At 36.7% G+C, this 12,899-nt stretch carries 14 protein-coding genes; 4 read left to right on the top strand and 10 right to left on the bottom strand.

Annotated elements, in window-relative coordinates; all coding sequences use genetic code 11:
* Positions 1-29: 29 nt before the first annotated feature.
* The 4 genes from coaBC to ACQ76T_RS22190 all read right to left on the bottom strand — a co-directional run bounded on the left by coaBC (position 30) and on the right by ACQ76T_RS22190 (position 3,452).
* Complete coding sequence (coaBC, locus tag ACQ76T_RS22205; protein ID WP_431345384.1) at positions 30-1,235, bottom strand: bifunctional phosphopantothenoylcysteine decarboxylase/phosphopantothenate--cysteine ligase CoaBC; 1,206 nt, start codon at positions 1,233-1,235, stop codon at positions 30-32.
* Between the two features lie 122 nt (positions 1,236-1,357).
* A complete protein-coding gene (locus ACQ76T_RS22200) occupies positions 1,358-1,681 on the bottom strand; it encodes a DNA-directed RNA polymerase subunit omega (RefSeq protein ID WP_027372958.1) in 324 nt (107 codons plus the stop codon).
* 42 nt (positions 1,682-1,723) lie between these two features.
* Positions 1,724-2,719 (bottom strand): outer membrane protein assembly factor BamD, encoded by a 996-nt coding sequence (locus ACQ76T_RS22195; protein WP_431345383.1) that lies wholly within the window; start codon positions 2,717-2,719, stop codon positions 1,724-1,726.
* A 103-nt stretch (positions 2,720-2,822) separates the two neighbouring features.
* On the bottom strand, positions 2,823-3,452 hold the full coding sequence (locus ACQ76T_RS22190; RefSeq protein WP_431345382.1) for a TetR/AcrR family transcriptional regulator: 630 nt from the start codon (positions 3,450-3,452) through the stop codon (positions 2,823-2,825).
* Positions 3,453-3,548: 96 nt separating this feature from the next.
* Here ACQ76T_RS22190 and ACQ76T_RS22185 point away from each other — a divergent pair, with 96 nt between their 5' ends.
* The 4 genes from ACQ76T_RS22185 to ACQ76T_RS22170 all read left to right on the top strand — a co-directional run bounded on the left by ACQ76T_RS22185 (position 3,549) and on the right by ACQ76T_RS22170 (position 6,086).
* Complete coding sequence (locus tag ACQ76T_RS22185; RefSeq protein ID WP_431345381.1) at positions 3,549-4,175, top strand: TatD family hydrolase; 627 nt, start codon at positions 3,549-3,551, stop codon at positions 4,173-4,175.
* A complete protein-coding gene (locus tag ACQ76T_RS22180) occupies positions 4,168-4,893 on the top strand; it encodes a tRNA threonylcarbamoyladenosine dehydratase (protein ID WP_431345380.1) in 726 nt (241 codons plus the stop codon). The genes ACQ76T_RS22185 and ACQ76T_RS22180 overlap by 8 nt, the downstream gene beginning before the upstream one ends.
* Before the next feature lie 17 nt (positions 4,894-4,910).
* The gene (gene rnpA / locus ACQ76T_RS22175; protein WP_431345379.1) at positions 4,911-5,282 is read left to right on the top strand and encodes a ribonuclease P protein component; all 372 of its coding nucleotides are present in this window, start codon (positions 4,911-4,913) and stop codon (positions 5,280-5,282) included.
* 204 nt (positions 5,283-5,486) lie between these two features.
* Positions 5,487-6,086: a DUF4126 domain-containing protein gene (locus tag ACQ76T_RS22170; RefSeq protein WP_431345378.1), complete on the top strand. Its 600-nt coding sequence runs from the start codon at positions 5,487-5,489 to the stop codon at positions 6,084-6,086.
* A gap of 45 nt (positions 6,087-6,131) precedes the next feature.
* Here the strand turns inward: ACQ76T_RS22170 and ACQ76T_RS22165 are convergent, their stop codons facing one another.
* From ACQ76T_RS22165 to miaB, 6 genes are read right to left on the bottom strand one after another with little or no spacing between them, the layout of a single operon-like run.
* Positions 6,132-8,141: a hypothetical protein gene (locus ACQ76T_RS22165; protein ID WP_431345377.1), complete on the bottom strand. Its 2,010-nt coding sequence runs from the start codon at positions 8,139-8,141 to the stop codon at positions 6,132-6,134.
* A gap of 1 nt (position 8,142) precedes the next feature.
* Positions 8,143-8,697: an LptE family protein gene (locus tag ACQ76T_RS22160; protein WP_431345376.1), complete on the bottom strand. Its 555-nt coding sequence runs from the start codon at positions 8,695-8,697 to the stop codon at positions 8,143-8,145.
* 52 nt (positions 8,698-8,749) lie between these two features.
* Complete coding sequence (locus ACQ76T_RS22155) at positions 8,750-10,039, bottom strand: sigma-54 interaction domain-containing protein (RefSeq protein ID WP_431345375.1); 1,290 nt, start codon at positions 10,037-10,039, stop codon at positions 8,750-8,752.
* A gap of 36 nt (positions 10,040-10,075) precedes the next feature.
* The gene (locus tag ACQ76T_RS22150; protein WP_431345374.1) at positions 10,076-10,873 is read right to left on the bottom strand and encodes a tetratricopeptide repeat protein; all 798 of its coding nucleotides are present in this window, start codon (positions 10,871-10,873) and stop codon (positions 10,076-10,078) included.
* On the bottom strand, positions 10,845-11,360 hold the full coding sequence (locus ACQ76T_RS22145; RefSeq protein WP_431345373.1) for a hypothetical protein: 516 nt from the start codon (positions 11,358-11,360) through the stop codon (positions 10,845-10,847). The genes ACQ76T_RS22150 and ACQ76T_RS22145 overlap by 29 nt, the downstream gene beginning before the upstream one ends.
* Positions 11,361-11,369: 9 nt before the next feature.
* On the bottom strand, positions 11,370-12,806 hold the full coding sequence (gene miaB / locus ACQ76T_RS22140; RefSeq protein WP_431345372.1) for a tRNA (N6-isopentenyl adenosine(37)-C2)-methylthiotransferase MiaB: 1,437 nt from the start codon (positions 12,804-12,806) through the stop codon (positions 11,370-11,372).
* Positions 12,807-12,899: the final 93 nt, after the last annotated feature.

The raw sequence follows: 12,899 nt of genomic DNA, 5'->3' as shown, positions 1-12,899 counted from the left end.
TAAAAATTGAGAACGGAAATTTATTAAAATTATTTTAAAAGCTGAGACTCAACAAAATTAAGAATATCTCTGGCTACATCATCTTTCGATTTAAGATCAAATTCTACCTTTTCTGTCTTGGTAAATATTTTGATTTTATTGGTATCATTTTTAAATCCGGCTCCTTCATCTCTCAGAGAGTTCAGCACAATCATATCGAGATTTTTCTTTGCCAGTTTTCCTTTTGCATTTTCTTCTTCATTTTGAGTTTCCAAAGCAAATCCTACCAAAAACTGGTGGGTTTTCTTTTCACCCATAGTTTTCAGGATGTCCGGATTTTTCACCAACTCAATGGTCAGATTTTCGTCATTCTTCTTAATTTTTTCTTTAGCAACTTCTTTAGGCGCGTAATCCGCAACTGCAGCGCTTGCAATTCCTATGTCTATCTTATCATAAAACTCAAATACCTTTGCCAACATTTCTTTCGCCGAAGTCACTTTGTACAAGTCCACATTGGGATCGTTTATTGTTTGAGCACTTGGCCCTGAGATAAGAATAACCTTAGCACCCCTTTTAGCCGCCTCTTCAGCAAGGGAAAAGCCCATTTTACCTGACGAATGGTTTCCAATGAATCTCACGGGGTCTATCGCTTCGTACGTAGGACCAGCTGTAATTAAAAATGTTTTGCCTTCAAAATTATTTGAGTGCGCTTCCTCTTGAAAATGTTTCTCTACAACATTATGAATGGTTGATGGTTCTGCCATTCTTCCCTGCCCGACCAGGCCACTTGCCAGTTCTCCGCTTTCTGCGGGAATGATGATATGGCCAAAGCTTTCTGCAAGTTCCAGATTTCTCTTCGTAGAAGGGTGTACATACATATCCAAATCCATCGCCGGAGCAATAAATACGGGACATTTTGCGGACATATAGGTTGCAATAACCAGGTTATCACACATTCCGTGAACCATCTTAGACAGTGTGTTCGCAGTACATGGCGCTACAATCATCACATCTGCCCATAACGCCAATTCTACATGACTGTTCCATGTTCCGTTTTCACCGTAAAAGTCTGAATAAACAGGTTTTTTGGATAATGTTGATAAGTTCAGCTTTGTTACAAACTGTTCAGCATCAGGGGTCATAATAACCTGTACATCAGCTCCTTTTTTCACAAAATCTCTTATCAGAAAATGAATTTTATAAGCTGCAATTCCTCCAGAAACGGCGATCAGTATCTTTTTACCGGAAACACTCATTGAGTTTTAATTTTTTGAAAGACTAAATTACTTATTTTTTCCCACAATCAGGCTTTAAAACAAGAAAGGTCATAAAAGAACGTACTTCCTTTATGACCTTTTGTTTATAGAAAACACAGAAATTATTTTCTGTCTTCTGTTTTTCTGAAATAGATATCTTCGTTTAACCATTCTTCAATAGCAATTGAAGTTGGCTTTGGAAGCTTTTCGTAATGTTTAGAGATCTCAATTTGTTCTCTATTTTCGAAAACCTCTTCTAATGTAGAATTGTGAACGGCAAATTCATCCAATTTGTTGTGAAGTTCCGTACGGATCTCCGCATTGATCTGCTCTGCTCTCTTTCCCATGATAACAATAGCTTCATAGATTGAACCTACTTTATCTTCAATCTTATCTTTATCGTAAGTAATAGTATTTACTTCTGCTTTTGTATCTTTTACACTCATTTTGAGAAAATTATTTTTATTTTAAGATGGCAAATTTACGAATTATCTTTGAATTTTGAAAGTCGCTGCAGGTGGAGGGGTCTGAAGTGCTGCACTATCCCTCTGGATCTGCTTTGCCTGCTTTTCGTTACTGATCTGATCTTTGATTTGTTGTTCAGTTTTATTCTGAGCAGCCAGTCTGTCTGCTTCTTTTTTCTGTCTTGCCGTTAAAGCAGCAATTTTAGCTTCTGTTTCTTTTTTTACTACAACAAAGTGCTGTTTTTCTTTTTCCAGTTTATCTCTAAGATCTACGGCAGCTTTAGAATATTCTGTATTAGGAAGTTCTTTTTCCACAACTTTAGTATACGTTAAAGCACTTTCTATACGCTCTTCTTTAAGGCTATACACAGATTTCATCGCCAGTTCGTAACGTGCTCTCATGATATAATCATAAATTTTCGAACGAAGTTTAGTGCTTGGAAAATCTTCCAGAACATTTTCTAAAGCAACACCTGCTGCTTTATACTGCCCCATATTAAAGTATTGACGTCCGTTTTCATAAGCTTTAAATTCTAATTTATAAGAAAGCTCATCAATAAGCTGAGTAATATTCTTTGATCTTTCAGAATTTGGGTAGTTATTCAGGAAGTCCTGAAGTTCGTTAATCGCCAATTCTGTACTGGACTGATCCAGGTTATAATCCATAGAACCTTCATAGTAGCATAAAGCTGACATATAAGCCGCTTCTTCTGCTCTCGGGTCTTTTGGGAAACTTACTGCAAAATTTTTAAACTGATGACCAGCCAGTTTATAGCTTTTGTCATAGTAGTTAGCATAAGCAGTATTGAAACCTACATTAGGAAAATCATCTGTTCCTGCCACAAGATTAGCAAGTCTGTCATAAAGAGCCAGTGCATTTTTCCACTTTTTCTTAGCGAAGTTTTCATTAGCTGCTTTCAAGATAAACTCTTTGTCAGCACTTCTCATTGCTCTTTCCTGCTGGCTTACGCAAGATGAAATAACCGCTACAGCAAAAAGACCTAAAATATATTTTTTCATATAAAAAATTCAACAGTTTACGGATTATACAGCCGATTTACTAATTTGCAAAAATATAACTTTTTTGCCAATAGATTTTTTTTTATGAATATTTAACGTAATTTTAGTCTGCAGCGTATCCTAAAATTGCAAAAACACTCAATAAAAGATTCATCCTCACCTTTTTTTCTGCTTCTTTTGTATAGGTTTCATCATTTTTACTTGGAACATAAAGCTCAAAGAAATTCTTGTTCCTGATCACAAATAAGGTAGAACCAATGATCATAGTAAGAATATCTTCAGGTTTGGGAGTAAAGGTAAAAACCCCGGATGCAACCCCTTTTTTGATGACTTCATCCAATTTTTTAACGAATAGCTGATAGAAATCAAGCAGTTCGTCTTTAAGGTTTTCAGTATGACGAAGCTCCTGGGTAACAAATCCGTGGAAATAGTTGTATTTAAATAACTGAGAAACGATATATTTAATCATTTCACGCATCTGCATTTCCGGTTTACCGTCTTTGATGGTGTCTGCAAATTCAGAAAAATTCTCTCTGGTCTTCAATACTCTGTACTGATAGAGATACGACATCATTTTTTCTTTGGAACCGAAATAATAAGAGATCATCGCGACATTGATATTTGCCTTGGAACAGATATCTCTTACAGATGTACCTTCATATCCTTTCTTTGCGATGAGTTCTTCTGCAATATCAAGTATATGAATCTGTTTTTCCGTAAATTTTTTTTTCATAGAGTGCACTTTGAGTAAAGTTAAGAAATTTTTAACACATTTATAAACGATCGTTTAATAATTTTAAATTAAATCTGAAAAACACTATTTTTGGAAATGGATTTTTTTGATTTTCACCATCATAAGAAATATATCAGAAACGGAGTTTACAATCTTGACATAGAAAGAATTCCGCCAGACTTTCCTTATTCAATAGGAATTCATCCTAAAGATATTGATGTAAACAATCTTAAAATGCAGTTCAACTGGATGAGAAGCATGATGTTTCAGTCCTGTTTTGCAATTGGAGAGTGTGGGTTGGATTCTCTGGTTCCCATTGACCCCAAAATACAGGAAGAAGTTTTTTTAAGACAGATAGAAATATCAAATGAGGTAAAAAGACCCATGATCATCCATTGTGTAAGAAAGTTTTATGAGGTGATTTCTTTTAAAAAGAAAGCCGAACAGCCCATGATTATACATGGTTTCAATAAAAAACGACAAGTTGCGGAGGATCTTCTGGCTAATAATTTTTATCTGAGTTTTGGAAAACCTGTTTTGTATAATTTATCTTTGCAGGATATTTTAAAAACAACTCCGTTAGATAAAATATTTTTAGAAACTGACAATGATGATTTTAACATCGAAGAATTGTATCTTAAAGTTTCAGAAATAAAAGAAATTTCTGTGGAGCGACTGAACGAACAAATTGTAGAAAATTTACACACGATTAAAAATGGATAAATACTGGCTGGAAAGAACTGAACTATTGATAAAGGATGAGGGATTGGATAAGCTTATAAAAGCGAATGTTCTTGTTGTAGGGCTTGGCGGAGTAGGTTCTTTTGCCGCTGAATTTCTTGCAAGAGCCGGCGTGGGAAACATGACCATTGTAGATGGTGATACGGTAGATATCACGAACATCAACAGACAACTTCCTGCTTTACATTCTACGGTTGGAAAACATAAGGTAGAAGTTGTTGCGGAACGACTTCTTGATATCAACCCGCAGCTTAATCTGACGAAAATCAATGAATTTCTGAATCCGGAAAGAATGGATGAAGTGTTGGATTCTGCCAGGTTTGATTATGTTCTGGACTGCATCGACAGTGTTACCCCAAAACTTTCTCTGATCATTGCTGCGAAAAAAAGAAGAATCAAAATCGTAAGTTCAATGGGAGCCGGCGGAAAAACCGACCCGAGCAAAGTATTGGTAAGAGACATCAGCAAAACCGAACATTGCCACCTTGCAAGACAGGTAAGAAAAAGACTTAAAAAAGTAAAAATTGACAAGGGAGTCCGTTGTGTATTTGCTAATGATATTCAGGATGAAGAAAGTTTGAAAATGACTGACGGAACCAATTATAAAAGATCTTTCTACGGAACAATAAGCTATATGCCAGCTATTTTCGGGCTGTATACGGCTTCAGAGGTGATTAATCACTTATTGAATCAGGATTAAAATTTCACACTCCGTACATGACAAATTCCAAATATTCCCGAGCGGAAAAGCTCAAAAAAAACATAGAAATCAGTTTACTTTTTGATAAAGGTAAATGGAAAACCAACGGAAATTTAAGAATTATTGTTCTGAAAGACAAGCCCAATATTCCGGTAGAAGCTTCTAAATTTGGGGTTTCTGTTTCTAAAAGGTATTTTAAGAAAGCCGTGCATAGAAATCGCATCAAAAGGCTTTTGAGGGAGTGTTACCGGCTTAATAAAGGGATTTTTAAGGAGGCTTTTGGAGAGAAAACAATGGCAATGCTGTTTTGGGTTTCTTCTGAAATGCCCCAAAAATATCAGGATGTAGAAGCGCAGTTTATTAAGCTGTGTGAGTCACAAAAAAAATAATTTCCTTTTTGAGTAACAGCTTACCATAGATTGATATTTGTGGGGGCGTTGATATTTTCTAACAGAATTTATAGGTTTATAATTTTTTACCGCAGATTTACACAGATGCTTGGGGATATACATTGTGGATATAATGTTTACGATTTCCTAAAATGTCATCTGCTTTTTGTAATTTTAAGGAAAACAATAAATCTGAAAATTAATATGTTAGACAATATTCCCTATTTATCCTATATACTCAGTGCATTTATTGGTATAGGACTGGCCGCAGCAACGGGCTTTAGAGTTTTCCTTCCTATGTTTATCGTAAGCCTATCTTCTTATTTAAACTGGATTCCAATGAATGAGCAGTTTGAATGGCTTGCAGGTTTACCTACACTTATAACGACAGGGATTGCTACGGTTGCAGAGATTCTGGCGTATTATATTCCTTTTATAGATCATTTATTGGATACGGCTTCTATACCGCTGGCAACGGTGGCAGGTTCTTTATTATTTGCCAGTCAGTTTGCCGACCTTGGGACTTTTCCACAGTGGGCACTGGCATTAATTGCCGGAGGCGGAACGGCAGCAACGATAAGCACTGGTTTTGCAGGAATACGTGCTGCTTCTACAGCAACGACAGGAGGTTTGGGGAATTCCGTTGTGGGGACCACTGAAACAGCCGGAGCAGGGCTTATGTCTGTTCTTGCAATAGCAGCTCCTGTGATTGCTGTAATTGCAGTGACCATTTTACTTATTCTTATTATTTCCTACGGGAAAAAGGCGTTGAGGAAATTACGGCGGAATAAAAATAGTTCTTAATTTAAAAATAAAAAGGTACAGCGTTTTTCTGTACCTTTTATATTATTAGTTCTTGCTTCTGAAATCTTTAATTTCCTGAATTTTGGATTCAAAGTATTTTTTCTTTCCAGGAGTTTTCTTGATCAAAATTTCAAATGCTTTTATTGCTTTAGTATAAAGTTTCTGTTCAAAATAAAGATTCGCCAGCGTTTCTGTCATTAAATGGGAAATATCGTCATTTTTTTCTTTAACAACATAGGTGCTTTCTTCTTTTAACTGACTGATCCTAGGGTTGTTCTCAATGAAAATCTCAATTGCTTTTTCTTTAACTTCGGTCTTTTCCTTTTCAACTTCGTCTGTTCTACCTATTTTCAGCCAGCTTTGCCATGTATTGATAAAGCCAGGAACGTTGCTGTCTGCAAGAGATTGAGATGTTTTTTTCACCCCAGTACTCTGTATTGCTTTTGCTTCAGGTTCTTCTTTGTTGTCTTTTACTTTCTCTTTTTCCTTTTCTTCAACACTAAGGCTCGAAATGTCTGTTCCAAAGAAGGAAACATTCATCACAGCAACTTCTTCTTTTGAATCCGGATCTCCAGTTTTGTCTTCTTCCTCTTCAACAACTTCCAACGAAGTTTCTCTTTCTACACTCTCTTCCAGTACTGGTAGTTCTTCTTCTAGAACTTCAGGTTCTTGAATTTCTTGTACTGATTCCTCTTCTTGTGCTACTGAATTAGTTTCTTCTACAATTGCTTTTACAGCAGGTTCGGGAACGTGAACAGATTTGCTTATTAAAGAGTCTGGAAGATTGGATTCAACGCTCATTGGCTTCCATGCAGAAGGTGTTTCAGGAATGATTTCTTCTACATCTTCTACTAAAGAATTCTCTTTTGCAGCAGCTTCCTGAGTTTCTACAATTTCGTGCTGTATTGGCTCTTCTTTTTCTTCTTCTTTCGGAACTGAAGGTTCATCACTTGTTGACCAGAAATGGAAACTTTGAGTCTCTCCAAAGCTGATTTCGTGATCGGGAACAGATTCTGCTTCTGTTTTTTCCTCTACTGGATTAACAGATTTTGTCTCCTTCATCTTTTTCTCAACTTCTTCAATAAGACGTCTCATTTCGTCTTCATGTTTATTGATATTCGGTTGGGAAACTTCAGCCGTTTCTGTAATTTCTTCGTTATTCGTCTGGATTTTCACATCCGGCAGAAAAGCATCCGTTCCATGGAAACTTACTTCGGCATCCGGTTCATCCTGATGTTGTTCTGTTTCTGTAAGTGGAATTTCAACGTTTTCCGGTTCCTGTGATTCTTCACTACTGTTTTCTTCAATAGCAGCCTCAGCAATTATTGGTTCCGTTTCTTCAAAGCTTGTATTTTCTTCTTCTTCAACTTTTATTACTTCAGATTCTGAAGTAATTTCCTCTTCATCAATAATTATTTGCGGGGTAAAGTTTTCACCTACATTTTTTTGTACTGTTTCCTGTACCTCTTCTTTTTCTTCAAGAACGGGTTCCGGTTCTTTTACAGGTTCCGCTTTCTGAGTAACTAATGTTCCTGACTCCAAGGTAGATTCAAGATCTATTGTTTCAGCATTCTGCTCATCCAAAAAGTTTTCTTCTCCTTCGAATAGGATTCGGTTTCGTTCTCCATTTATATAGATGGCAGCAACCTCTGTCTTAGCGGGCAATAAGCATGCATCTTCCTCTTTTTCAACAGGTGTTTCAGCAGGAATTTCAGTTTCTCTCTGAATAGGAAAAGTTTTACTTTTAGCGATATACTGAGAAGGTTTTTCAACAGCTCTTTCAGGTTGTTTTTCTGTAACAGGTTCCGGTTTAGATTGCGGCCTAATCTTTCCGTTAATCAGTTGGTACAGAATCTTTTTATCTGTAGTATAAGCTGCAGTAATAGAAAGTTCTTTCTGATAGCTTTCTTTTTCATACAGATGCACTCCATACAGGTGAAGTGCCCTGATATTCTGAATATAAGGGAAGGCATGAATCTCTTCTTTCAAAAGAGTAAGGTCTTCTGATTGAATATTTTTCGGATTTTTTATTAATTCTAAAATTCTGGGATTCATCTTACCAATTCGCTACAATGTCGTTAAATATCTTATTTATAATTCTTTCAGTAACAATTTTCACCTGTGAGGTTTCAATATCACTTTGTGACAAGTTACTGTTGAAAGTCGCTTCGTCTGTATACGTTTTATCAAAACTTGCTTCCGGGCGTACTTTATTTTCATAATGTACTTTTACGGTAATCGTAAGTTTGTTCTGAGCTTGCTGTATAACGCCTCCCGCAGAGTTTGTCTGTGTACCGGAACTGATAGTGGTAGGGCTGATGGAATAATCTGAAATTTCCCCTTCTACCAGAATATCAGGGTTCTCTTTCGTTCCCTTCAACGTTGTTCTCTGCAGAAACCTATTTTGAATATCGGTAGAAAACTGCTGTGATAATGCAGGGTTTACAAGGGATGCATTATTAGGAAACTCATTAATCTGAATGGTTTTTTCGTCTGTCAGAGATCCTCCTCCTGTGAAACTGTAGCATGAATTCAACACTCCCAGCAATGCAAAAAGCATCACTATGACGATCGCCTTTCTCGGATTAATATTTTTGATATTACTATTCATTTTGTATTTATTAAGTATAATTGCTTTCCAGAATCTATAAAGTGTTCACTTTTTAATCTTCCAGATTATACTGTTTTATTTTTCTGTATAATGTTCTCTGTGAGATACCTAATTCATCTGCAGCTCTGTTTCTGCGACCTTTATGCTTCTCTAAAGCTTTGATAATTAAATCTTTTTCATTATTCTGAAGAGAGAGAGATTCCGGTCTGTTTTCTTCAATTTCAATATCTTCAATATCTTCGTAACTGTCTTCAGGGGTAGAAATAATAGTCGGCGTCTGAACAGCTGGAGCTTCGTTATTATTTTCAAAATACAGTAAAGATCCCGAGTTTCCCTGTGGCTGAGTTTCAGGAGTATAAATCCTATTGATCAGATTTTTTTCATGATTGCTTAGATCGGCAGTTCCTCTGTTTTTGATCAATTCCGAAGTTAATGATTTTAAATCATTAATATCATTTCTCATATCGAAAAGAATCTTGTACATGATTTCTCTTTCGCTTCCGAAATCATTTTGCTTAGGAGCGCTTTGTGTGTTTACCACCATTGGGAGATGAGTTTCCATAGGAATATACTCAGCAAGCTTTTCTGCGGTGATATTTCGGTTTCTCTCCACAACGGTCATTTGCTCAACAAGATTTCTTAATTGGCGGACGTTTCCCGGAAAAGAATAGTTTTCTATATAATGAACCGCACTCTGCTCAAGCTCCAACTCAGGCATTCTGTATTTTTCCGCAAAATCTATAGCAAACTTCCTGAATAATAAGTGAATATCTCCTTTTCTTTCTCTCAAAGGCGGCATATCAATCTGAACGGTATTCAGACGGTAATACAAATCCTCACGGAACCTTCCATCGTGAATAGCTTTCATCATATTAACATTGGTAGCGGCCACTATTCTTACATTTGTCTTCTGTACCTGAGAAGATCCTACCTTCATAAATTCTCCGCTTTCCAGGACTCTTAAAAGACGAACCTGAGTCTGTAGAGGAAGTTCCCCCACCTCATCGAGAAAGATCGTTCCACCGTCTGCTACCTCAAAGTATCCTTTTCTGGTAGCTGTAGCGCCTGTAAAAGCACCTTTTTCGTGTCCAAATAATTCAGAGTCTATTGTTCCCTCAGGTATCGCTCCACAGTTTACCACAATATATGGCTGATGCTTTCTTTTAGATTCTGAATGGATGATTTTCGGAATGAATTCTTTTCCCACCCCACTTTCTCCGATAACAAGAACGGAGATGTCTGTAGGTGCTACCTGGATTGATTTTTCCAACGCCCTGTTGAGTGCCGGAAAATTCCCGATAATTCCGAAACGGTTTTTTATATTTTGAAGCTCGTTGCTCATAAGTAAATTTTTGATTATTGATTTAATACTAATAATCTACAGTTCTTCTATCTGTTTTCTGTAGACTTTGTTAAAATGATGAGTGTAGACATCTTTCATGGTCTTGCCTTCATCATACGTCTTGAGTGCCAACGTTTTTAAATCCAAATAATCTTTGTTTCTGATTTTAGAAACTTTACTTTTAAAGTATATGTTTTCAGCAAAGTTGTATTCTTTGCTCTGTTTTTCAAAATTCTCAAGGGCTTTGTCATATTTTCCCTGTTCGAAATAGGTTACTCCCAGCTGGTAGTGATCGAACATGCCTTTGACATAGCCTCTTGTTGCCAGCAGCTTTTCTATGATTCCTGTGGCTTTCTCCTTCTGCCCTAAAGCACTGTAAGACATGGCTCTCACCACATCCAGGTTATAGTCTCCGTTTTGAGATCTTCCTACATCTTCAGGGTAATATTGCTTTAGAGATTCTAAATCCTGAATTGCACCACTGTAATCTCGCAGAAACTGAAACTTACACCACCCTCTGTATCCCAAATAGAGTTTTGGATCCAGATCAACAGCTTTATCTATGAGGATCCTCCATGTTATAAAATCTCCGTTTTTAAGATATGGAACTGATTTTTCCATATAAGCATTGGAGAAATCGGGACATAGCGCAATGGCTTTATCAAAACCTTCCTGAGATTCTTCGGAGCCTTGTAAATCTGAAGCCCAGTTGTATAATTCACAAGCTTTTTTGCAGTTCTCACCCTCTATTGCGTTACAGTTGACCTGTGCAATAGTATTGGTGTAAACGATAAGTAACAAAAAGCTAAGGTAATACCTCTGAAACTTTTCCATTTTCAATTTTATAGGTTAAATACTGATAATAATCTACTTTAAAACCCTTGATCTCCTTCGATGTCCAGCCATCCAATGATTTTGTGAAATTCAGCAGCTTATTTTGCAATTCTTCATCTAAAATTTCTTCTTTTAGATCGGAATTCATAGACTTCAGTCTAAATAAGCCCGCTTTTCCTTCACAATTTACTAAAAATCTTACGGTAACAAAACCGTTGATCTTTTTTTTGGAATATATATTTTCTTTTTCAAGTTTTTCAACAATCGCAATTTTTTCTCCCTTGTAGTCAAATCCTTTTCCGCGGTAATATTGAAAGCTAAAAGGAGCATCTTTTCCTGCTCCACATTTTTTAAAACCCGGTTCATCCAGTTTTTCATCAAATGCAATATCGCCTACGGTATTTGGGTATTTACTCACCTTTTTCTCTGTCTGACAGGACATCAGAACAGAAAAGAACAGGGTAAAGAAGTAAACCGCTTTGATCAAAACTTTATTTTATTCTGCAATTTTCCCTAAAAGTGTGCCTTGCGTGTTGTCATATACAAAAACATCCACAATGTCACCTATTTTCTGTCCTTCAAGCTTATCAAAGACACATACTGCGTTTTGAGAATTTCTTCCTTTCCACTGATTTTCGTTCTTCTTGGAAGTTCCTTCGATCAAAATCTGGTGCATTCTTCCAACGTAAGACTTCATTCTTTGTCTGGAAAGTTCTCCCTGCAAAGCAATTACCTCAGCAAGACGTCTTTGCTTCACATCAGCCGGAATATTGTCTTCCATTTTCTTGTGAGCAGGAGTTCCCGGTCTTTCTGAGTAAGCAAACATATAACCGTAGTCATATTCCACTTCTTTCATCAGGCTAAGGGTATCTTGGTGATCTTCTTCACTTTCGTTACAGAATCCAACAATCATATCCTGAGAGAATGCTACTTCAGGAACAATTTCTTTTGCTTTTCTGATCAGGTCTAAATATTCTTCACGGGTATGCTGTCTGTTCATAGCTTCAAGCATATTATTGCTTCCGCTCTGTACAGGAAGGTGTACATATTTACAGATATTATCATGCTTTGCCATCATTCTGAATACATCCAGGCTCATATCCTGAGGATTGGAAGTTGAGAATCGGATTCTTATTTCAGGAACCGCTTTAGCTACCAAATCTAGTAACTGAGCAAAGTTTACAGCAGTAGCTTTCTGCATTTCAGAAGCTTTGGCAAAATCTTTTTTGGGACCTCCTCCATACCAAAGATAAGAATCAACGTTTTGTCCCAAAAGGGTAATTTCTTTATATCCGCTGTTCCAAAGATCTTTACATTCTTCAAGGATAGAATGTGGATCACGGCTTCTTTCTCTTCCTCTGGTGAAAGGAACTACACAGAATGTGCACATATTATCGCAACCTCTGGTAATGGTTACAAAAGCTGTAACTCCGTTCCCGCCTAAACGAACAGGATTAATATCTGCATAGGTTTCTTCTTTTGAAAGAATTACGTTGATGGCATCTCTACCGTCTTCAGTTTCTTTCAGAAGATTGGGTAAATCTCTGTACGCATCTGGCCCCACAACAAGATCAACCAATTGCTCTTCTTCCAGGAATTTGGTTTTTAATCTTTCAGCCATACATCCCAGAACCCCCACCGTCATATTCGGTTTTTCTTTCTTTAGGTTTTTAAACTGAGAAAGACGCATTCTTACAGTCTGCTCTGCTTTTTCACGAATAGAACAGGTATTCAACAAGATCAAATCTGCTTCTTCCACTTTCATCGTTGTATTGTACCCCTGCTCATTAAGAATGGAGGCAACAATTTCAGAATCTGAGAAGTTCATCTGGCAACCGTAACTTTCTAAAAAAAGTTTTTTAGAGTTCTCCGGTCTTTCCGCAATAGCAAACGCTTCACCTTGTTTGGTTTCGTCTATATATTTTTCTTGCACGATAGTCAATTTAAGATTCGGAGGTTAAAACACAAGAATTTGCTTCGTTAATTTTAAACTACGAACAGATAAGTCTGCAAAGATACAAAATAT

Source organism: Chryseobacterium sp. JK1 (assembly GCF_050632815.1).
Classification (GTDB): Bacteria; Bacteroidota; Bacteroidia; order Flavobacteriales; family Weeksellaceae; genus Chryseobacterium.
This window is presented reverse-complemented; position numbering and strand designations above follow the sequence as displayed.